The sequence below is a fragment of the Pseudomonas putida genome (assembly GCA_041071465.1).
Lineage (GTDB): Bacteria > Pseudomonadota > Gammaproteobacteria > Pseudomonadales > Pseudomonadaceae > Aquipseudomonas > Aquipseudomonas putida_P.
In genome coordinates this window covers 3167707-3189105 of the sequence record CP163498.1, presented here as the reverse complement: position 1 = coordinate 3189105, position 21399 = coordinate 3167707, and the positions used below count along the sequence as shown (strand labels likewise).

Here is a 21399-nt window from a genome sequence, read left to right as displayed (position 1 = left end):
GAGGTCCCGGTCAGTGGCTGGCGGCGCTGTCTTGCAGCTCGACGTCTGCGGAAAGCTGGCGAACAGCGATATAGCGTTCACTGCGGCGGGTACGGTCGTTGACCTGGCCAACCAGCTGGCCGCAGGCAGCGTCGATGTCGTCGCCACGGGTGGTACGGGTGGTGACGTTGAAACCACCGTGGTGCAGCAGGTCCTGGAAGCGACGAATGGCGTTGTTGCTTGGCCGCTCGTAGCCCGAATGCGGGAACGGGTTGAACGGGATCAGGTTGATCTTGCACGGTACGTCGCGCAGCAACTCGATCATTTGCGCGGCATGCTCAGGCTGGTCATTGACGTCCTTGAGCAAGGTGTACTCGACGGTGAGCACGCGCTTGCCGCCCAAGGTAGACATGTAGCCCATGCACGATTCCAGCAGCATCTTCAGCGGGTACTTCTTGTTGATCGGAACCAGCTTGTTGCGCAGTTCGTCGTTCGGCGCGTGCAGCGAAAGGGCCAGCGACACGTCGATGTGCTTGGCCAGTTCGTCGATCATCGGTACCACGCCCGAGGTGGACAGCGTGACGCGACGCTTGGAAATGCCATAGCCAAGGTCATCCATCATGATTTTCATGGCGGCGATGACGTTGTCGAAGTTCAGCAAGGGCTCGCCCATGCCCATCATCACCACGTTGGTAATCGCGCGGTCGACTTTGGCAGGGACGGTCCCGAAGGATTTGTTGGCAAGCCACACCTGGCCGATCACTTCGGCGGCGGTGAGGTTGCTGTTGAAGCCTTGCTTGCCGGTGGAGCAGAAACTGCAGTCCAGGGCACAGCCGGCTTGCGACGATACGCACAGGGTACCGCGGTCGTCGGTAGGAATGTAGACGGTCTCGACGCAGCTGCCGGAGGCAACGCGGATCACCCATTTGCGGGTGCCGTCGGCGGAAATGTCTTCACTGACCACTTCCGGTGGGCGAATCTCGGCAACGGCCTCGAGCTTTTCGCGCAAGACCTTGCCTACGTTGGTCATGGCCGCAAAGTCGGACACGCCAAAATGGTGAATCCATTTCATCACCTGGCCGGCACGGAAGCGCTTCTCCCCGATAGAGTCGAAGAATTGTTCCATTTCCGGCTGGGTCAGGCCCAACAGGTTGATTTTGCCAGTAGATGTCGTCATGGATTCACCCTCACCCGTAAGCTTTCGCTTAGCGAGTGGTTACCTCGGTAGCAGCGAAGAAGTAAGCGATTTCGCGAGCAGCGGCAGCTTCGGAGTCCGAACCGTGAACGGCGTTGGCGTCGATCGACTCGGCGAAGTCAGCACGGATGGTGCCGGCAGCAGCTTCTTTAGGGTTGGTAGCGCCCATCAGCTCACGGTTCAGAGCGATGGCGTTTTCGCCTTCCAGAACCTGAACAACAACTGGACCGGAAGTCATGAAGGCAACCAGGTCACCGAAGAAGCCGCGAGCGCTGTGCTCAGCGTAGAAGCCTTCGGCTTCGGCTTTGGACAGTTGCTTGATTTTCGAGGCAACGATTTTCAGGCCAGCTTCTTCGAAGCGAGTGGTGATCTTGCCGATGACGTTTTTGGAACAGCGTCAGGCTTGATGATCGAGAAAGTACGTTGAACAGCCATGGAAAACTCCAGAATATGAGTGTTACGAAAAATTAAACCCGCGAATTATACGCGGGTTCTGGGGGATTGCCTAACCTGCAAGTGACGCTTAGTCGGCTTCGTCGATCCAGGCAGCCTGGATGGCCTCGAGCACTTTCTCACCGCCGCGTGACGGATCGTCGCTGAATTCTGGCAATGCCAGCACCCAACGGTGCAGGTCTACGAAATTCACATAACGAGGATCGACCTCCGGCTTGCTTTCTGCAAGCTGGATTGCGATCTCAAGTACATCAACCCATTTCAGACTCATGTACAGATCCTCAGTGCGGTGCTTCGGCAGCGTGGTTGAGCGAATACTTGGGGATCTCGATGGTCAGGTCTTCGTCAGCGACGACCACCTGGCAGCCAAGGCGCGACTGCGCTTCCAGGCCCCAGGCCTTGTCCAGCATGTCCTCTTCCAGCTCGTCGGCTTCTTCAAGCGAGTCGAAACCCTTGCGTACGATGCAGTGGCAAGTGGTGCAGGCCTTGACACCGCCGCAGGCGCTTTCCATCTCGATGTGATGATCGTGGGCCAGTTCCAGGATGTTGGTCCCGGTCGGCACCTCCACGGTCAGCCCTTCCGGGCAAAACTTCTCATGCGGCAGGAATGTCACCAGCGGCATCGGTTACTCCTCGATCTCATTCAGGTTGCGCCCGGCCAGTGCGGCTTTGACCGTCGAATCAAGGCGACGGGCGGCAAAAGCATCGGTCACCTGCGACAGACGCTTGGTCTGTTGCTCGATGGCAGCGCCATCGGTGCCGGCCAGCAAATCACGTAGTTCTTGCATCTGGAATGCAATGGCGTCGCGCTCGTCACTGCTGAGCAGGCGTTCGCCATCGGCGTCCAGGGCGCCCTGTACCGCTTCGAGCAGGCGCTCGCCGTCCACCTGGTGCTCGCGCAACTGGCGGGCGTGCTTGTCGGAACCGGCATGCTCGAAGGAGTCTTTCAGCATGCGGGCGATTTCGCCGTCGGTCAGGCCATAGGACGGCTTGACCTGGATACTGGCTTCCACGCCCGAACCCAGCTCGCGGGCGGCGACACTGAGCAGGCCATCGGCGTCCACCTGGAAGGTAACGCGAATTTTTGCCGCGCCGGCCACCATGGCCGGAATACCACGCAGCTCGAAGCGGGCCAGCGAGCGGCAGTCGCTGATCAGCTCGCGCTCGCCCTGCAGCACATGGATCATCATGGCCGACTGGCCATCCTTGTACGTGGTGAACTCCTGGGCGCGGGCCACCGGAATGGTGGTGTTGCGCGGGATCACCTTCTCCATCAACCCGCCCATGGTTTCAAGGCCAAGCGACAACGGGATGACATCGAGCAGCAGCAGTTCACCACCTTCACGGCGGTTGCCAGCCAGGGTGTCGGCCTGGATGGCGGCGCCGATGGCCACCACCTGGTCGGGGTCGATCGACGTCAACGGGGTGCGCCCGAACAACGCGCCCACGGCTTCACGCACACGCGGGACGCGAGTCGAACCACCGACCATGACCACGGCGCTGACTTCTTCCAGCTCGACGCCACTGTCGCGCACGGCGCGGCGGCAAGCCTTGAGGCTGCGGGCAACCAGCGGTTCGATCATGGCTTCGAAGGCGGCGCGGCTCAGCTCGCCCTGCCAGGCGCCATGGCTGACACTGACCACATCGGTGTCAGTCAACGCTTCCTTGGCCGCGCAGGCGGTTTGCAACAATGCGCGCTGGGTAGCTGGGTCCAAGTCGGACGACAAGCCAGCCTGCTCGATGATCCAGCCGGCAATGGCGTGGTCGAAATCGTCGCCACCCAAGGCGGTATCACCACCGGTGGCAAGCACTTCGAAGACACCAGCGGTCAGGCGCAGGATGGAAATATCGAAGGTGCCGCCGCCCAGGTCATAGATGGCCACCACGCCTTCGGCGTTCTGGTCCAGGCCGTAGGCCACTGCAGCCGCAGTGGGCTCGTTGAGCAGGCGCAGCACGTTCAGCCCCGCCAGGCGCGCAGCGTCCTTGGTGGCCTGGCGCTGGGCGTCATCGAAATAGGCGGGCACGGTAATCACCGCACCTACCAGTTCGCCACCCAAGGTCGCTTCGGCGCGCTCGCGCAGCACCTTGAGGATATCGGCAGACACTTCCACCGGGCTTTTCGGCCCTTGGACAGTGTCGATGAACGGCATGTGCGACTCACCACCAACAAAGCGGTATGGCAGCTGCTCGCCCAGTTGCTTGACGTCGGCCAGGCCGCGCCCCATCAGGCGCTTGACCGACAGCACGGTGTTCAGCGGGTCGCTGGAAGCGGCATCACGCGCGGCCTGCCCCACTTCGTTGCGCCCTTCGAGGTAGCGCACCGCGGACGGCAGAATGACGTTACCCTGCGCGTCAGGCAGGGGCTCGCTACGACCGCTGCGCAATGCAGCGACCAGAGAGTTGGTGGTACCCAGGTCGATCCCCACCGCCAGGCGGCGCTGGTGCGGCTGAGGGCTTTGACCGGGTTCGGCAATCTGCAGTAGGGCCATGCTTATCTGAATACCTTAGGTGCCATCACGGGCAGCACCGGGTTAATCGTCGAGGCGCTCTTCCAGTTGGCGCACTTCTTGGGCGAGCTTGTCGAGGAACTGCATGCGGCGCATCAGGCGCTCGGCCTTGTCGCGCTCGCCTGGGGCATCCCAGCAGGCGGCAAAGTCCTCGTTCAGCGTGTCCTGGGCAACCTTCAGGCGCTTCTTGAACACACCGACACCATCAAGGTCGGCTTCGTCCTGCAGCTCTTCGAGCTCTTCACGCCACTGCATCTGCTGCAGCAGGAAGTCGGGGTCGTGGACCGTGACCTCCTGGGGCACTTCGTGGCCGCTGATGGCCAGCAGGTAGCGCGCGCGACGCGGCGCACTGCGCAGCGTCTGGTAGGCGTCGTTGAGGGCCGCGGATTTTTCCAGCGCTATACGTTGCTCTCGCTCGGAGGCGTCGGCAAAGCGGTCGGGATGGACTTCGCGGGCCAGCTCGCGATAGCGAGTGGCCAGCTTGTCGAGATCCAGGCGGAAGCTTGGCTGGAGGTCAAACAATGCGTAATGACAAGGAGTACCCACAGCCAGCCTCAAACGTTGAAGCTTTCGCCGCAGCCACACTCACCGCGCACGTTGGGGTTGTTGAACTTGAAGCCTTCGTTCAACCCTTCCTTGACGAAATCCAGCTCGGTGCCGTCGAGGTAGACCAGGCTCTTGGGATCGATGATCACCTTGACGCCGTGGTTTTCGAACACCTGGTCTTCGTCCGCCAGTTCGTCGACGAACTCCAGCACGTAGGCCAGGCCCGAGCAACCGGTGGTGCGCACGCCCAGGCGAATGCCCTCACCTTTGCCGCGCCCGTCGAGGGAGCGGCGAATGTGGTTGGCGGCGGCTTCTGTCATGCTGATAGCCATCAGAACTCCTTACCTCGCAGGCGACTTAGATCAAGCCTTTCTTCTGCTTGTAATCGCGCACGGCTGCCTTGATGGCATCCTCGGCGAGTACCGAGCAGTGGATCTTGACCGGCGGCAACGCCAGTTCTTCGGCCAGCTGGGTGTTCTTGATGGTTTCGGCTTCGTCCAGGGTCTTGCCCTTCATCCACTCGGTGGCGAGGGAGCTGGAAGCGATGGCCGAACCGCAGCCGTAGGTCTTGAACTTGGCGTCTTCGATAACGCCTTGCTCGTTGACCTTGATCTGCAGACGCATCACGTCACCGCACGCTGGGGCGCCGACCATGCCGGTACCGACATCCGGGTCCTCGGCATTCATCTTGCCGACGTTGCGTGGGTTTTCGTAGTGGTCGATGACCTTTTCACTGTATGCCATGGTGCAATTCCTTCCTCATCAGGGAGCCGCTCTTGCCGGCGACTGCTTAGTGGGCGGCCCACTCGATCTTGGAGATGTCAACGCCGTCTTTGTACATGTCCCACAGCGGCGACAGCTCACGCAGTTTGTTGACGGCCTCGCAGACTTTCTGCGCGGCGTAGTCGACTTCTTCTTCGGTGGTGAAACGGCCGAAGGAGAAGCGGATCGAGCTGTGCGCCAGCTCGTCGTTGCGGCCCAGAGCGCGCAGTACGTACGACGGCTCCAGCGATGCCGAGGTGCAGGCCGAACCGGACGATACGGCGATGTCCTTCAGCGACATCAGCAGCGATTCACCTTCGACGTAGTTGAAGCTCAGGTTCAGGTTGTGCGGAACACGGGCAGTCTGGCTGCCGTTGACGTACAGCTCTTCAAGGTCCGAGACCTGCTTGAAGAAGCGGTCGCTCAGGGCCTTGATGCGCGCGTTTTCCGCAACCATTTCCTGCTTGGCGATGGCGAACGCTTCGCCCATGCCGACGATCTGGTGGGTTGGCAGGGTGCCCGAACGCATGCCGCGCTCATGGCCGCCACCGTGAATGATGGCTTCCAGGCGTACACGCGGCTTGCGGCTGACGTACAGCGCACCGATGCCTTTAGGGCCGTAGACCTTGTGAGCCGAGAACGACATCAGGTCGACCTTGAGCTTTTGCAGGTCGATTTCGACCTTGCCGGCCGACTGGGCGGCGTCGACGTGGAACAGTACGCCGCGCGAGCGGGTCAGCTCACCGATGGCGGCGATGTCGTTGATCGAGCCAACTTCGTTGTTCACGTGCATCAGCGAGACCAGGATGGTGTCGTCGCGCAGCGCCGCCTCTACCATGGCCGGGGTGACGATGCCGTCTTCGCCTGGCTCAAGGTAGGTGACTTCGAAACCTTCACGCTCCAGCTGGCGAGCGGTATCCAGGACCGCCTTGTGCTCGATCTTGGAGGTGATGATGTGCTTGCCCTTGGTCTGATAGAAGTGCGCGACGCCTTTGAGTGCGAGGTTGTCGGACTCGGTAGCACCGCTGGTCCAGACGATTTCGCGCGGATCGGCATTGATCAGCTCGGCAACCTGGCGGCGACCGTTCTCGACCGCTTCTTCGGCTTTCCAGCCGAATACGTGGGAACGCGAAGCCGGGTTACCGAAGTTCCCGTCAACCAGCAGGCAGTCGGCCATCTTCTGGGCCACGCGTGGGTCGACCGGGGTGGTCGCGGAGTAATCAAGGTAGATCGGCAACTTCATTTGTCTCTCCTATCAGGCGGTGGCGTCGCTCGTCGTCCCAAAGGGATCAATCGACGGCGGACGTCTCAATCTTGTCCAACTGGGCGGTTCGGCCTGCGACACGACGCAGGTCCTGGCGCTGGGCGACTTCCTGCACCTCACGGCGCATGACGAGGTCGGCCAGGCTGATGCCGCTGAGGAATTCATGGATCTGCTGGCTGAGGTCGCACCACAAGTGGTGGGTCAGGCAGGTATCACCGGCATGGCAGTCCCCGAGACCCTGGCAGCGGGTAGCATCGACCGATTCGTTGACCGCATCGATGACCTGGGCCACCTGGATGGTTTCCATGCCTCGCGACAGCTGATAGCCACCGCCTGGACCGCGCACACTGGAAACCAGGCTGCTGCGGCGCAGCTTGGCGAACAGCTGCTCCAGATAAGAGAGGGAAATGCCCTGGCGCTCGGAAATGTCGGCCAAAGACACCGGCCCATGCTGCGCGTGCAACGCCAGGTCAAGCATGGCGGTCACGGCGTATCGGCCTTTGGTAGTCAGTCGCATGGCTATTGGGTACCACGGGAGTTTCGGGATGTGTGCGAGTATGCGATTCCCGAGCATTTAAGTCAACTATTAGACCTAGTGCTTTAGTCGGGTTTGGCATCGGGAGGCGGGCGCGATTGTAGCAGACGAGGGGCGTGAGCACACGCCCCGTATGTCACTATGATTTCAGTGCGGCGCAATCAATGCGACTGAGTGTCGCGCTTGGCCACCAGGGCGGCTTCGGTGAAGTCATCCTCCGGCAAGGCCGGCAGCTCCTTGGCACAGTAGTCACTGCCCATCTTGGTCAGGGCACCGCACATACCCTCCAACCGCTCGTCGACCGCCTGCAGATGATCGAGCATCTGGCCGATGGCACGCGCCACCGGGTCGGGCATGTCGCCGCTGACACCGTAGGCATCGAAGCCGATCTTCTCGGCCATGGCCTTGCGCTTGGCCTCGACTTCGGTGTCTTCGCTCTTGACGATGATTCGCCCAGGAATACCCACCGCCGTGGCCCCGGCCGGCACCGCCTTGGTCACCACGGCGTTGGAGCCGATCTTGGCCCCGGCACCGACGGTGAACGGCCCCAGCACCTTGGCCCCCGCCCCTACCACCACACCGTTTTCCAGGGTGGGGTGGCGCTTGCCTTTATTCCAGCTGGTACCGCCCAGCGTCACACCCTGGTAAAGGGTGACGTCATCGCCAATTTCGGCGGTTTCGCCAATGACGATGCCCATGCCGTGGTCAATGAAAAAGCGCCGACCGATGGTGGCGCCGGGATGGATCTCGATGCCGGTCAGCCAACGGCCAAAGTTCGACACCAGGCGGGCCAGCCATTTGAAATCACGCTTCCACAGGGCGTTGCCCAGCCGGTGCAGCCAGATGGCGTGCATGCCGGGGTAGCAGGTGAGCACCTCGAAGGCATTGCGCGCAGCCGGGTCACGGTGGAATACGCTTTGAATATCTTCACGCAGGCGTTCGAACATCTATCAGTCCTTCCGTTTATGCGGCTCGCCCCGGACCACTTTCTGGGTCTCGGTCAGGATGCCGCGCAAAATGCTCATTTCCGAACGCTCGACCGCCACCCGCCCATACAGCCGGCGCAGGCGCGGCATCAGGTGCTTGGGCTTTTCGGGGTCGAGGAAGCCGATGCCCACCAGGGTTTTCTCCAGGTGGTCGTAGAACAGCTCCATTTCGTCCATGGTCGCCAGCTCGGTGGCGTCAACCTTCTCGACTTTTTCGGGTGCTTCACCGGCAGCCAGCCAGGCCATGCGCACCTCGTAAGAGAGCACCTGCACAGCAGCGGCCAGGTTCAGCGAACTAAAGTCGGGGTTGGAGGGAATGTGCACGTGGAAGTGACATCGCTGCAGTTCTTCGTTGGTCAGGCCGGCGTGCTCACGCCCGAACACCAGGGCGATCTCCTCGCCGCCATTGGCATGCTCCACCGCCTTGGCCCCGCACTCGCGCGGGCCGATCAACGGCCAGGGAATGCTGCGCTCGCGGGCGCTGGTGCCCATCACCAGGTTGCAGCCGACCAGTGCCTGTTCGAGGCTGTCGACCACCAGGGCGTTATCCAGCACATCGTCGGCGCCCGATGCACGGGCGCTGGCATCCACGGCGGGGAATTCTTTCGGCTGCACCAGCACCAGACGCGACAAGCCCATGTTTTTCATGGCACGCGCAGCGCCGCCGATGTTGCCGGGGTGGCTGGTATTGACCAGAACAACACGAATATTTTGCAGCAAGGTGTTGTGCTCACAGATGCAGGAATCAAGGCCTTCGATCTTACAGAACCGACAGACGTAACGCTATGAAAGCAAATGTGACACTTCTGCCGCCAAAGTTTTCTGCTAGAATGATCGGCTTTCTTCTTTAACATCTCCAGGTGACCCGCCCATGCAGCCTATGCTGAATATCGCCCTGCGCGCCGCTCGCAGCGCCAGTGAACTGATTTTCCGCTCCATCGAACGCCTGGATAGCATCAAGGTGGACGAGAAGAGGCTAAGGACTACGTTTCCGAGGTTGATCGTGCCGCCGAGCAGAAAATCGTCGACGCGCTGCGCAAGGCCTACCCGAACCACTCCATCCAGGGTGAAGAGACGGGCATGCACGCGGGCACCGGCGAAGAAGGCAAAGACTACCTGTGGATCATCGACCCACTGGACGGCACCACCAACTTCCTGCGCGGCATCCCCCACTTCGCCGTCAGCATCGCGTGCAAATACCGCGGTCGCCTTGAACACGCCGTGGTACTCGACCCAGTACGCCAGGAAGAATTCACCGCCAGCCGTGGCCGTGGCGCCCAACTCAACGGTCGTCGCCTGCGTGTCAGCTCGCGCACCAGCCTGGAAGGCGCCCTGCTCGGTACCGGTTTCCCGTTCCGTGACGGCCAGATGGCCGACATGGACAACTACCTGGGCATGTTCCGCGCCCTGACTGGCCAGACCGCCGGCATCCGCCGTGCAGGCTCCGCCAGCCTGGACCTGGCCTATGTGGCCGCTGGCCGCTTCGATGCCTTCTGGGAGTCGGGCCTGTCGGAATGGGACATGGCAGCTGGCGTACTGCTGATCCAGGAAGCCGGCGGCCTGGTGAGCGACTTCAACGGTGGCCACGACTTCCTCGACAAGGGCCACATCGTTGCAGGCAACATCAAGTGCTTCAAGGCCGTGCTGACCGCTATCCAGCCGCACCTGCCAGAAAGCATGAAGCGCTAACCGCAGATTGCCGAAACGCAAAAAGCACCCCTCGGGGTGCTTTTTTTGTGCCCGGCGCCCTCTCCCCCGGCTTTGCGCGATACTTGCGGGGGCAAACGGCGTACGGCTTACTGACCCGCTTCGCTCAGGATCAACTTGCCATTCTTGTCCAGCGGAATGGTCGAGCCCGGCTCACGGTCCATCTTCACCTTGCCTACCTGATCACCAATGGAGTAGGTGACGTTGTAGCCCACCACCTTCTCACTGATGTCGTTGACCGTGTTGCAGCGGGTTTGCGTGGTGGTGTAGGTGTCACGCTCCTGCATGCCCTCCTGCACCTTGTTACCGGCATAACCACCACCTACCGCACCAGCCACGGTGGCGATTTTCTTGCCGGTACCGCCACCAATCTGGTTACCCAGCAGGCCGCCGGCAATGGCACCCACCACGGTACCTGCAATCTGGTGCTGGTCCTTGACCGGCGCTTGGCGTGTGACGGCGACGTCCTTGCAGACCTCGCGCGGGGTTTTTACCTGCTGTTTGATCGGCTGCACGTCGGTAACCTGCGCATACTCAGGCCCCTTGTTGACCAAGCTGTAGGTCGCGACAGCACCTCCGGCAGTCACACCGACAGCACCCAGTACCGCACCCACCAGCATTGATTTGTTCACATGAACCTCCTGATCATACTTGCGGGTCCCACCCGCTTCTCCCAGCCTTGGAGCAAAAAAAAAGGCGCGAGTTCAATACTCGCGCCTTTCGGGCCGCCAAACGGCGTGGAACAGAAGCTTATGGACGCTCGTCCACGCCCTCTGCCTTGGTCGGCGGGATGAGGTCTTCGCTGTTCAGGTTCAGCCAGATCAGTACCACGTTGGCGATGTAGATCGACGAGTAGGTACCGGCCATGACGCCGATGAACAAGGCCAGCGAGAAGCCGAACAGGTTGTCACCACCAAAGAACAGCAGCGCGGCAATGGCCAATAAGGTCGAAACCGAGGTAGCGATGGTACGCAGCAGGGTCTGGGTGGTGGAAACGTTGATGTTCTCGATCAGCGAGGCCTTGCGCATGACGCGGAAGTTCTCACGCACACGGTCGAACACGACGATGGTGTCGTTCAACGAGTAGCCGATGATCGCCAGCACCGCTGCCAGCACCGTCAGGTCGAAGGTGATCTGGAAGAACGACAGGATACCCAGGGTCACCACCACGTCATGGATCAGCGAGATGATCGCACCCACGGCGAACTTCCACTGGAAGCGGAAGGCCAGGTAGATAAGGATGCCGCCCAGGGCCAGGAGCATGCCCATGCCACCCTGGTCGCGCAGCTCTTCACCCACCTGCGGGCCGACGAACTCGACACGCTTGAGGGTTGCCGGGTTGTCGCCGCCAGCCTTCTGCAGCGCGGCAGCTACCTTGTTGCCCAGCTGTGGGTCATCGCCCGGCATACGCACCAGCAGGTCGGTGGTAGCGCCAAAGCTCTGCACCACCGCCTCGTGGAAGCCCGAATCGACCAGCTCGGCCCGCACCGCCTTGAGGTCGGCCGGGCGCTCGTAGGTCAGCTCGATCAGCGTACCACCGGTGAAGTCCAGGCCGAAGTTCAGGCCTTTCTGCCACCAGCTGAACAGCGCCAGCACGGTGAGGAGCACGGTAATGGCGAACGCGACATTGCGTACGCCCATGAAATTGATGGTTTTCATCGCAGCTCCCTCAAACCCACAGCTTCTTGATGTCACGCCCGCCGCAGGTCAGGTTGACCATTGCACGGGTCACCATGACGGCGGTGAACATCGAGGTGAAAATCCCGAGAGACATGGTGACCGCAAAGCCCTTGACCGGGCCGGTCCCCATGGCGAACAGGATGCCGCCGACCAGCAGGCTGGTCAGGTTGGCGTCGATGATCGCGGTGTAGGCGCGGTTGAAACCTTCGTGGATGGCGCGCTGCACCGACATGCCGGCTTTGAGCTCTTCGCGAATACGCGAGAAGATCAGCACGTTGGCGTCCACCGCCATACCCATGGTCAACACGATACCGGCGATACCCGGCAGGGTCAGGGTGGCACCCAGCAGCGACATCAGCGCCAGCAGCAGCACCATGTTGCCCGCCAGGGCGATGGTGGCGATCACGCCGAAGCCGCGGTAGATGGCGATGATGAACAGCGAGACGAACAACATGCCCCACAGCGACGCATCGATACCCTTGGTGATGTTGTCAGCACCCAGGCTTGGGCCAATGGTACGTTCTTCAGCGAAGTACATTGGCGCGGCCAGACCACCGGCACGCAGCAGCAGGGCCAGCTCCGACGATTCGCCCTGGCCGTTCAGGCCGGTGATGCGGAACTGGCTGCCCAGCGGCGACTGGATGGTCGCCAGGCTGATGATTTTCTTCTCTTCCACGAAGCTTTGTACGGCAACGTCCTTCTCGACGCCGTCGACGGTCTGCTTCACATAGCGAGTGACCGGCTTCTGCTCGATGAAGATCACCGCCATGCTGCGACCGACGTTGCTGCGGGTAGCGCGGCTCATCAGCTCGCCACCGTGGCCATCCAGGCGGATGTTCACTTGCGGGCGGCCGTGCTCGTCAAAGCTGGCCTGGGCGTCGGTAACCTGGTCACCGGTAATGATCAGGCCGCGCTCGACCGGGGCGGAACGGCCGCCTTCACGGAACTCGAACACTTCGGTAGTGGCCTTGGAAGCGCCCGGCTCGGCACCGAAGCGGAACTCCAGGTTGGCGGTTTTACCGAGGATACGCTTGGCTTCGGCAGTGTCCTGCACACCTGGCAGCTCGACCACGATGCGGTTGGCGCCCTGGCGCTGTACCAGCGGCTCGGCCACGCCCAGCTCGTTCACGCGGTTGCGCACGGTGGTAAGGTTCTGCTTGATCGAGTATTCGCGGATCTCGGCGACTTTCGCCTGGGTCAGCGCCAGACGCAGCACCGCAAGCTCGTTGCGCTCGGTGGTGGTCAGGTCGAAATCATTGAAATTCTTGCGGATCAGGACACGTGCCTGTTCGCGGGTAGCATCGTCAGCGAAGCCCAGCATGATGCCGCCATCCTGCTGAGGCAGGCTGCGGTAGCGGATGCGCTCTTTGCGCAGCAAGGTCTTGACCTCGCCTTCGTAGACTTTCATGCGGGCAGTCATGGCCTTGTCCATGTCCACTTCCAGCAGGAAGTGCACACCACCGGACAGGTCCAGGCCCAGCTTCATCGGGCTTGCACCCAGGTTGCGCAGCCATTGCGGGGTAGTCTGAGCCAGGTTGAGGGCCACGACGTAATCATCGCCCAGTGCCTTGCGCACGACATCTTTGGCTGGCAGTTGGTCTTCCTGATTGGTCAGGCGGATCAGCCCGCTGCCCTTCTCACCCAGGCTGGCGCCCTTGACGGTGATTTTGGCATCGACCAGCGCCTTGCTGACGCGATCGAGGTCGGCCTGGTTCACCTGCAGCGCCGAGCTGGCACCGCTGATCTGTACTGCCGGGTCATCCGGGTAAAGGTTGGGAGCGGAATAAATGAAACCGACCACCAGTACCAGCACGATCAGTGCATATTTCCACAGAGGGTATTTGTTCAGCATCACGCCGCCCGTTCAAGACGCGGGGCGCGTTGCGCGCCCCGACTGGAAAATAAAACCGGTAACTCAGATAGCCTTGAGCGTACCTTTTGGCAGGGTCGCAGCGATCGCGCCCTTCTGGAACTTCAGCTCGACGGTGTCGGACACTTCCAGTACCACGAAGTCATCGGAAACCTTGACGATCTTGCCGGCGATGCCGCCGTTGGTGACAACTTCGTCACCCTTCTGCAAGTTGCTCAGCAGGTTCTTCTGCTCTTTGGCGCGCTTGGCCTGTGGGCGCCAGATCATCAGGTAGAAGATGACCAGGAAACCGACCAGGAAGATCCACTCGAAGCCGGTACCGGCTGGGCCAGCGGCAGGTGCTGCAGCGTCCGCGTATGCGGCGGGGATGAAGAAGCTCATTGGGCACTCCTAATGTAATTTTCTAATAATGGATGCGGACAGTCAGTCCAAGGGCGGAACAGGAAGCCCGCGCTTGGCGTAGAAGGCGTCGACAAAGGCGGCCAATTTACCCTGTTGAATAGCCTCGCGTAAACCGGCCATCAAGCGCTGGTAATGGCGCAAGTTGTGGATGGTATTCAGCATGCTGCTCAGCATTTCGCCGCACTTGTCCAGGTGATGCAGATAGGCGCGCGAGAAGTTGGTGCAGGTGTAGCAGTCACAGGTCGGATCCAGCGGCGATTCATCATGGCGATGGAACGCATTGCGGATCTTGATCACCCCTGTATCGACGAACAGATGACCGTTGCGCGCGTTACGCGTCGGCATCACGCAGTCGAACATGTCGACGCCGCGGCGCACACCCTCAACGAGATCTTCCGGTTTGCCTACCCCCATAAGGTAACGAGGTTTGTCAGCAGGCATCTGGCCCGGCAGGTAGTCCAGCACCTTGATCATTTCGTGCTTGGGCTCGCCCACCGACAGGCCACCAATGGCCAGGCCATCGAAACCGATGTTTTCCAGGCCTTCGAGCGAGCGCATGCGCAGGTCCTGGTACATGCCGCCCTGAACGATGCCGAACAACGCCGCGGTGTTGTCGGCGTGAGCGTTCTTCGAACGCTGAGCCCAGCGCAGCGACAGCTCCATGGAGGTGCGCGCCACATCGTGCTCGGCCGGGTACGGGGTGCACTCGTCGAAGATCATCACCACGTCCGAGCCCAGGTCACGTTGCACCTGCATCGACTCTTCAGGGCCCATGAACACCTTCGAGCCATCGACCGGCGAGGCGAAGGTCACGCCCTCTTCCTTGATCTTGCGCATGGCACCCAGGCTGAACACCTGGAAGCCACCGGAATCGGTGAGGATCGGGCCTTTCCACTGCATGAAATCGTGCAGGCCGTTGTGCTTCTTGATCACCTCGGTACCTGGGCGCAGCCACAGGTGGAAGGTGTTGCCGAGGATCATCTCGGCACCAATGGCCTCGATATCGCGTGGCAGCATGCCCTTGACCGTGCCATAGGTGCCCACCGGCATGAACGCCGGGGTTTCCACGGTACCGCGTGGGAAGGTGATGCGACCACGACGGGCCTTGCCGTCGGTGGCCAGCAGTTCGAAGGACATTCGACAGGTGCGACTCATGCTTGATCCTCGGGGCCGCGTGGCGCCGGATTGCGGGTGATGAACATGGCATCACCGTAACTGAAGAAGCGGTACCCGTGCTCGACCGCCGCCGCGTAGGCGGCCATGGTCTCGGGGTAGCCGGCGAAGGCCGAGACCAGCATCAGCAGCGTGGACTCCGGCAGGTGGAAGTTGGTGACCAGGGCATCGACCACATGGAACGGCCGGCCCGGGTAGATGAAGATGTCGGTATCGCCACTGAAGGCCTTGAGCACGCCATCGCGCGCGGCGCTCTCCAGCGAGCGCACGCTGGTGGTGCCGACCGCAACCACTCGACCACCACGGGCCCGACAGGCCTCGATGGCATCGACCACATCCTGGCCCACTTCGAGCCATTCTTTATGCATGTGGTGGTCTTCGATCTTGTCGACCCGCACCGGCTGGAAGGTGCCGGCGCCCACGTGCAAGGTGACGAAGGCTCGCTCGACGCCCTTGGCGGCGATCTTTTCAAGCAGCGCCTCGTCGAAGTGCAGGCCTGCGGTAGGCGCGGCGACCGCACCGGCGCGCTGGGCGTACACGGTCTGGTAGCGTTCACGGTCGGCGCCCTCGTCGGGGCGGTCGATGTACGGCGGTAGCGGCATGTGGCCGACGCGGTCGAGCAGCGGCAGCACCTCTTCGGTGAAGCGCAGTTCGAACAGCGTATCGTGGCGCGCGACCATCTCGGCCTCGCCACCGCCATCGATGAGGATGACCGCGCCCACTTTCGGCGCCTTGCTGGCACGCACATGGGCCAGCACCCGGTGGCTGTCGAGCACGCGCTCGACCAGCACTTCCAGCTTGCCGCCGGAGGCTTTCTGGCCAAACAACCGCGCTGGGATCACCCGGGTATTGTTGAACACCATCAGGTCGCCGGGGCGCAGGTAGTCGAGCAGGTCGGGGAATTGCCGGTGCGAAAGCGCGCCGGTCGGCCCATCGAGCACCAGCAGACGGCTGCCATGGCGCTCGGCCAACGGGTGGCGGGCGATCAGGGAATCAGGGAGTTCGAAGGAGAAATCGGCGACGCGCATGATGATGTTCGGTTCGGCAGGGCCGGGAAGTTTAGCCCAATGTGTGAAAATTGACCATGAAAGCCGATTGACCGACCAGCGGCAGCTCTCTATACTGCGCGCCACTGCCCTGATGGCGGAATTGGTAGACGCGGCGGATTCAAAATCCGTTTTCGAAAGGAGTGGGAGTTCGAGTCTCCCTCGGGGCACCAAAATCCGGAAAAAACCGACCTTATGGTCGGTTTTTTTTCGCCTGCACTTTGTTGAACTGCTGCCTCAGCAAATCCCTGTAGGATCGGGCACGCCCACTCCCACAGCTCAATCGTGGCTGGCTTTAGAAATCCGCTCGCAGGGTCAAGGTGTAATTACGCGGATCTCCGTAGTAGTTGGCCGCATACAGCCAACCGACGCTGGAGAAGTACTTCTTGTCGAACAGGTTGTTGCCGTTCAACGAAACGCTGAGGTTCTTGTTGATCTGGTAGGCCACCCGAGCGTTCCAGATGGCGTACCCCGCCTGCTCGATCTTCCCTACCCCGTCCGTACCACCAAAGTTGCCGTGGTAGTTGCGGCTCTGGATGTTGGCGCCAGCACCCACGGTCCACGGGTCCAGTTCGCCAGGCAAGTTGTAATCCGCCCAAAACCGGAACAGGTGCTTGGGCGTATAGGTGTTGAAGGTGCCGCCGGCCTCCGACTCGCCATCGGCTGGGTCGTTGCGGTACTCGGTATGGGTGTAGGTGTAGCCAGCGAACAATTGCAAGCGGTCCAGCACTTCACCGCTGATTTCGGCATCGAAACCTTGGGTGCGCACCTTGCCACCCGCTACGTAGCAATTCTCGCCGCCATTATCGCCGCACAGAGTGGCCTGGGCGCGGTTTTCCTGGTCGACCTGGAACAGCGCGAAGCTGGTATTGACGCGGCCGTCGAACAGTTCGCCCTTCAGCCCCATCTCATAATTGGAGCCGACGATAGGTTTCAGCGGCGCGTTGTCCACGCTCAGCTCGGTCTGCGGCTTGAAGATATCGGCGTAGCTCAGATAAGCCGACCATTGCTCGTTCAGCGCATAGATCAGGCCACCATAGGGGGTGAACTCACCGCTTTCCCGCGAATGAGCCGGGGTTGGCGACACACCGTTGAACCGGTTTAGCTCATAGTCGTAGCTGTAGTTGCTGCTACGCCCGCCGAGCACCAACGTCAGCGGGTCGCTGAGTTTGTAGCGAGTCACCGCGTAAATGCCGCTCTGGCGGATATTGGCCTTGGAAGTACCGGGGTAGGTGTTGGTCCCTTCGGCACCCAATAGCTGATCCATGGTCGGGCGCTGTGGCGAAACCGGGTCGTAGATGTTCATCGGGCCCAGGTTGATGAAGCCGCCTTGCAGGTCGTCAGTCTGCAGATCGCTGGCATTGGCCCCCACCACCACTTCGTGCTCGCGGCCAAATGCACGCCACTTGCCGGTCAGGTTGATGTCGCCGCCCTTGTTGATGTTTTCGAAGTCGTACAGGTAGGCACGCGAACGCATGCCGTTACCGGTAGCCGGGTCTACAGCGCCGCGGCCAAAGCTGTAGAGGATGTAGTTGGTTTCGCGCATGTAGCTGCCAGAAGCTTTCAGGCGCCAGTCTTCGTTGAAATCGTGGGTAACATCGGCGAAGTAGGTGGTCTGTTTGTTATCCCACTTGTTCCAGTCGGCACCGGTGTAGGTGGACCGGCTGACGTTGACCGCACTGCCATCCTTGTTGCGCGGCAGGCCGCTGAAGAACGGCGTTGAGTGCAGGTCTTCCACGCTGGCGCCCGCCGCTACCGTGGTGCGGTCGCTGAGGTCGTATTCAAGGATGCCGTAGAGTACGTTCTTGCGGCTCTCGGCAGTGTCGTAGAAGTAGTTCTGGTCTTCATGGCCTGCCACCAGGCGGCCGCGTAGCGAGCCGTCGGCGTTGAGCGGGGCACTGCCGTCGATGGTCTGCCGGTAGGTGTCCCACGAACCGGCGCTGGCGGTTACCGACAACGAAGGCTCGGCTTTCGGCCGCTTGCGCACCAGGTTGATGGCCGCACCAGGGTTGCCGCTGCCCTGCAGCAGCCCGTTGGCGCCGCGCAAGATTTCGACACGGTCGTACAGCAAGGTGTCGGAGGTGAAGCTGCTGCCGATTGCATAGTAGCGGCGATCGAGCGGCACGCCGTCGTACTGAATGGTTTCCACCTCGAAACCACGGGAGTAGATGTACTTGCCGCCCGATGGGCTCTGCAGGGTGGTGATGCCAGTGGTCTTTTCCAGCACTTCATCCAGCGTGTCCAGGCGCTGGTCGTCCATGGCCTTGCGCGTGACCACGCTGACCGACTGCGGAACATCCTTGAGGCGGTGGGTGCCTTTGCCGATGGTGACGGCATTGGCGGTATAGCTGCCCGAGCCCTCGGTGGTTGCATTGTCCTGGATACCGTTGATATTCAGCGGCTCCAGGTTAAGCGCCTCGCCACCAGAAGCCGCGCTCAGCGGCAAGGGCTGCAGGCCATAGACGTTATTGCCGCGACGCACGGCTTGCAGGCCGGTGCCCGCCAACAAATGCTGGAAACCTTCCTCGATACCGTATTGCCCCTGCAACCCAGGGCTAGAAAGGCCACGGGTCAGCTCCGAGGTATATTGCAGGGTAAACCCTCCCTCACTGGCGAAGCGGGCAAGCACCTGGGCCAGGCTGCCAGAAGCGATGCTATAGGCTTGTGGCGCCTGGACGGATGCGGCCTGGGCGTGCACGCCAGCACCCAGCAAGGCGATGGCCAGCGCACTCAGGGCGAGCGCACGTCGATAACCAGGCACGCGAGCGTTGCCCATGCTGCGATCGGTCATGACGACCGCTGAAGAAGAGCGAATCATTGAGAAATTGTCCCTTTATGTGTGGCAGTTTCACAGGTAAGGACTGATGAGTTTCAAGATCGGGCCAATTCTCATTAACGTTTGTTCACGGTAACCCAGTAGCGGGTGCGGTAATCCACCTGAACCGGCAACGTGGCGGGCAGCGCAGCCAGGATGGCGTCGGTGTTTTCCAGCTGGAAAGCGCCGCTGATCAGTAGTTGCGCCACATCGGATTGGCAGCGCAGCCAACCTGGCCGATAACGCCCCAGCTCACCGAGGAACTCGCGCAGCGGCATCTCGTCGACCAGCAGTTGCCCACGAATCCATTGGCTGTCTTGTTCCCGCGCAGGGGTCACGGCCCCCTGCCCTGCTGCATCGAAAGTGACTTGCTGGCCGGCGTCGAGGGTTTGCCGTGGGCCATGGCTGGGCGTGACAAGCACCGCCCCTTGAAATACGGTCAGTTGGGTCGCCCCCTCGCGCTGGCGGACCAGGAAGCGCGTACCCAAGGCCTCCAGCAACCCCTGCTCGCTGGCAACCCTAAGTGGCCGATGCTGAGGGCTGCTGCTGTCGCGCCCGCTGTCTATCAGGATCTCACCACGACGCAGACTGATCAGGCGCTGATGCGCATCGAAATTCACATCCACCGCAGTATCGGTATTGAGGTCGAGCAATGTGCCGTCGGCCAGCGTCAGCTGTTTGTGCTGGCCCACGTCGGTTGCATAAGCGTTCTGCGGTGCAAGCTGGCGATAACCCACATAGCCAAGTGGCGCGACGATGGCCAACGCCAACAACTGTTTCATCACCTGGCGGCGCTCGCGGTTCAAGGTGCCCATGGCCAGTTGTGGCGGCAGCAGGCCCAGCTGCGCTTGCACCCGCAACGCTTTCTGCCAGGCCCGCTCATGCTCGGGCGCAGCCGAACGCCAGCGGTTGCAGGCAGCACGCTGGGCCGGGCTGACGGCGTCTTCGAGCATCAGCATGTGCCAATTGGCTGCTTGCCGAGCCACTTGCGCAGTGATTCGAGGCTGTTGGTTGGGCATCAGAAGTCTTCTTCGAACAGGATGCAGGCTTGCAGGGCGTTGGCCATGTGCCGCTTGACCGTGCGCTCGCCAATGCCCAGGCGGCGTGCCACCTCGATGTAGGTCAAGCCCTCCAACTGCACCAGCAGGAACACCGAGCGCACCACCGGTTTGAAGGTGTCGAGCAGTGCGTCCAGTTGCTGCAGGGTTTCGCGCATGGACCACTGCTCTTCGGCGGACAGCGCGAACAGCTCGGGAAGTTGCTCGAGCATCTCCAGGTAGGCGCGTTCCAGTGACTGACGGCGGAAATGGTCGTAGACCAACCGCCGGCTCACCGTTGCCAGGTAGGCGCGGGGGCGCTGCAGGCTCAGCTTGGCGCCGGCCTTCTGCTGGGCCTGAAGAATACGCAGGAAGGTATCTTGTGCCAGGTCGGCAGCTTGCGCCGAGCAGCCCAACCGGCGGTAGAGCCATTGCTTGAGCCATCCATTGTGCTCGACATAGACCTGACTCAGATCGTCGTTCATCACGGGTATCCCTCCGGGCGAGGACAGCACCTTAAATGATAACGATTATCAGATCAATTATTCATTGAATGCGCCTTCACAGCGGCCGCAGCGCCATCAGGATTTGACGCCGCACCAATGACTTCAGGGCTTGCAGCCATACCTGCAATCTATTGGTCGCACACAGGATTAGCTCTTAAGCTGTCATTCATCGGATATATGCCGAAAGTATTGTTAGAGTAATAGCACTTAGCCATAGTTGCGCTCCCATTTCTCCACCCCCGTGTGTCTCATGAAAACAATCGCGCCCTGCATGGCGGCAATGATGCTGCTCAGTGGGTGCAATGGAGTGCCAACGTCGTACGTTTCAGATCCTGTCTACAACCAGGCTTTCGTGGTCACCTCCGGTGCCCCACTGCCGATGTTGCTGATGGCCAGCGCCATCCAGTGGAACGAGGATTACGCAGTAACCGCCAAACACACCCCCTTCCTGCGCAACGTGGTCCACGAGGGCCTCGGCGATGTGGTGTTCTTCAAGCACAAGGCCAGCAGCGTGCCGCTGTGGCGGCAGTACGTGCCGGGGGAAGCGGTGACGGCGGTAGGTTTCAACAGTTTGATGATGCCGATGCAGGGCAAGGGCCATGCCCTGCCGTCGTTGGTTCGGCTGGAAGGTACACCGGGCAGCGTCTTCTACTCGGTGCATGACGGCCCGATCACCAAGGGCATGTCGGGCGGGCCGGTGTTCGCCGATGATGGCAAGGTGGTGGGCATCAACGTCGCCATCATTCCCACCCGCGAGATCGACGCCGGCAAGCGCCCAGACCTGGCCGGCAAGGCGCGCATCAGCGTATTCATGTCGTTCAACGAAATCGACAAGGAATGGCGGCGCTATCAGTACCTGCTGGCGCACAAGGCCAAGCCCCAGGCACCGGCTTCGGTCAAAGGCTACGTGGCGGTGGCGGCCAAACCTTGAGTTGA

At 61.3% G+C, this 21399-nt stretch carries 21 protein-coding genes, 1 tRNA gene and 2 pseudogenes; 3 read left to right on the top strand and 21 right to left on the bottom strand.

The annotated features are described in order from the left end of the window. Positions 1-10: 10 nt before the first annotated feature. From rlmN to trmJ, 12 genes and pseudogenes are all read right to left on the bottom strand, one after another. Positions 11-1156: a 23S rRNA (adenine(2503)-C(2))-methyltransferase RlmN gene (gene rlmN / locus AB5975_14735; protein ID XDR17961.1), complete on the bottom strand. Its 1146-nt coding sequence runs from the start codon at positions 1154-1156 to the stop codon at positions 11-13. Between the two features lie 28 nt (positions 1157-1184). Beyond that, positions 1185-1609: pseudogene (gene ndk, locus AB5975_14730) on the bottom strand (nucleoside-diphosphate kinase). A gap of 88 nt (positions 1610-1697) precedes the next feature. Beyond that, the gene (gene iscX, locus AB5975_14725) at positions 1698-1898 is read right to left on the bottom strand and encodes a Fe-S cluster assembly protein IscX (GenBank protein XDR17960.1); all 201 of its coding nucleotides are present in this window, start codon (positions 1896-1898) and stop codon (positions 1698-1700) included. Positions 1899-1908: 10 nt separating this feature from the next. After that, positions 1909-2250 carry an ISC system 2Fe-2S type ferredoxin gene (gene fdx, locus AB5975_14720; GenBank protein ID XDR17959.1) on the bottom strand — a complete coding sequence of 114 codons (342 nt, stop codon included), beginning with the start codon at positions 2248-2250 and terminating at the stop codon, positions 1909-1911. A gap of 3 nt (positions 2251-2253) precedes the next feature. After that, positions 2254-4116, bottom strand: a complete 1863-nt coding sequence (gene hscA, locus AB5975_14715) for a Fe-S protein assembly chaperone HscA (GenBank protein ID XDR17958.1) — start codon at positions 4114-4116, stop codon at positions 2254-2256. A 42-nt stretch (positions 4117-4158) separates the two neighbouring features. Further along, positions 4159-4680 carry a co-chaperone HscB gene (hscB, locus tag AB5975_14710; protein XDR17957.1) on the bottom strand — a complete coding sequence of 174 codons (522 nt, stop codon included), beginning with the start codon at positions 4678-4680 and terminating at the stop codon, positions 4159-4161. Between the two features lie 8 nt (positions 4681-4688). Continuing rightward, positions 4689-5012, bottom strand: a complete 324-nt coding sequence (iscA, locus tag AB5975_14705) for an iron-sulfur cluster assembly protein IscA (GenBank protein XDR17956.1) — start codon at positions 5010-5012, stop codon at positions 4689-4691. Between the two features lie 25 nt (positions 5013-5037). Next, positions 5038-5424, bottom strand: coding sequence for a Fe-S cluster assembly scaffold IscU (gene iscU, locus AB5975_14700; protein XDR17955.1), 387 nt, complete (start codon positions 5422-5424; stop codon positions 5038-5040). A gap of 46 nt (positions 5425-5470) precedes the next feature. Further along, positions 5471-6685 carry an IscS subfamily cysteine desulfurase gene (locus AB5975_14695; GenBank protein ID XDR17954.1) on the bottom strand — a complete coding sequence of 405 codons (1215 nt, stop codon included), beginning with the start codon at positions 6683-6685 and terminating at the stop codon, positions 5471-5473. Positions 6686-6731: 46 nt separating this feature from the next. Next, positions 6732-7223: a Fe-S cluster assembly transcriptional regulator IscR gene (gene iscR / locus AB5975_14690; GenBank protein XDR17953.1), complete on the bottom strand. Its 492-nt coding sequence runs from the start codon at positions 7221-7223 to the stop codon at positions 6732-6734. A 179-nt stretch (positions 7224-7402) separates the two neighbouring features. Next, complete coding sequence (gene cysE / locus AB5975_14685; GenBank protein XDR17952.1) at positions 7403-8188, bottom strand: serine O-acetyltransferase; 786 nt, start codon at positions 8186-8188, stop codon at positions 7403-7405. 3 nt (positions 8189-8191) lie between these two features. After that, entirely contained in the window at positions 8192-8947 is a 756-nt protein-coding gene (gene trmJ, locus AB5975_14680; protein ID XDR17951.1) for a tRNA (cytosine(32)/uridine(32)-2'-O)-methyltransferase TrmJ, read from the bottom strand. 151 nt (positions 8948-9098) lie between these two features. Between trmJ and suhB the strand changes: the two are divergent. Next, a pseudogene (gene suhB, locus AB5975_14675) lies at positions 9099-9916 on the top strand (inositol-phosphate phosphatase). 107 nt (positions 9917-10023) lie between these two features. Here suhB and AB5975_14670 read toward each other — a convergent pair. The 6 genes from AB5975_14670 to queA form a co-directional block, all read right to left on the bottom strand. Beyond that, positions 10024-10566 (bottom strand): glycine zipper 2TM domain-containing protein, encoded by a 543-nt coding sequence (locus AB5975_14670; GenBank protein ID XDR17950.1) that lies wholly within the window; start codon positions 10564-10566, stop codon positions 10024-10026. A gap of 118 nt (positions 10567-10684) precedes the next feature. Beyond that, positions 10685-11593: a protein translocase subunit SecF gene (gene secF / locus AB5975_14665; GenBank protein XDR17949.1), complete on the bottom strand. Its 909-nt coding sequence runs from the start codon at positions 11591-11593 to the stop codon at positions 10685-10687. 10 nt (positions 11594-11603) lie between these two features. After that, positions 11604-13466, bottom strand: coding sequence for a protein translocase subunit SecD (secD, locus tag AB5975_14660; protein ID XDR17948.1), 1863 nt, complete (start codon positions 13464-13466; stop codon positions 11604-11606). Between the two features lie 63 nt (positions 13467-13529). Next, the gene (yajC, locus tag AB5975_14655) at positions 13530-13865 is read right to left on the bottom strand and encodes a preprotein translocase subunit YajC (GenBank protein ID XDR17947.1); all 336 of its coding nucleotides are present in this window, start codon (positions 13863-13865) and stop codon (positions 13530-13532) included. A 42-nt stretch (positions 13866-13907) separates the two neighbouring features. After that, positions 13908-15023, bottom strand: coding sequence for a tRNA guanosine(34) transglycosylase Tgt (tgt, locus tag AB5975_14650; GenBank protein ID XDR22973.1), 1116 nt, complete (start codon positions 15021-15023; stop codon positions 13908-13910). 14 nt (positions 15024-15037) lie between these two features. Further along, the gene (gene queA, locus AB5975_14645; GenBank protein XDR17946.1) at positions 15038-16087 is read right to left on the bottom strand and encodes a tRNA preQ1(34) S-adenosylmethionine ribosyltransferase-isomerase QueA; all 1050 of its coding nucleotides are present in this window, start codon (positions 16085-16087) and stop codon (positions 15038-15040) included. A gap of 106 nt (positions 16088-16193) precedes the next feature. On the opposite strand from queA, the gene AB5975_14640 reads away from it, so the two are divergent. Continuing rightward, positions 16194-16278 (top strand) — tRNA-Leu (locus AB5975_14640). Positions 16279-16400: 122 nt separating this feature from the next. Here the strand turns inward: AB5975_14640 and AB5975_14635 are convergent. The 3 genes from AB5975_14635 to AB5975_14625 all read right to left on the bottom strand — a co-directional run bounded on the left by AB5975_14635 (position 16401) and on the right by AB5975_14625 (position 20442). Next, positions 16401-18896 (bottom strand): TonB-dependent siderophore receptor, encoded by a 2496-nt coding sequence (locus AB5975_14635; protein XDR17945.1) that lies wholly within the window; start codon positions 18894-18896, stop codon positions 16401-16403. A 101-nt stretch (positions 18897-18997) separates the two neighbouring features. After that, positions 18998-19939 carry a FecR domain-containing protein gene (locus AB5975_14630; GenBank protein XDR17944.1) on the bottom strand — a complete coding sequence of 314 codons (942 nt, stop codon included), beginning with the start codon at positions 19937-19939 and terminating at the stop codon, positions 18998-19000. Further along, the gene (locus tag AB5975_14625) at positions 19939-20442 is read right to left on the bottom strand and encodes a sigma-70 family RNA polymerase sigma factor (protein XDR17943.1); all 504 of its coding nucleotides are present in this window, start codon (positions 20440-20442) and stop codon (positions 19939-19941) included. Before AB5975_14625 ends, AB5975_14630 begins: the two co-directional genes overlap by 1 nt. Before the next feature lie 304 nt (positions 20443-20746). Between AB5975_14625 and AB5975_14620 the strand changes: the two genes are divergently transcribed. Continuing rightward, complete coding sequence (locus AB5975_14620; GenBank protein ID XDR22972.1) at positions 20747-21394, top strand: trypsin-like peptidase domain-containing protein; 648 nt, start codon at positions 20747-20749, stop codon at positions 21392-21394. The last annotated feature ends 5 nt before the right edge of the window (positions 21395-21399 follow it).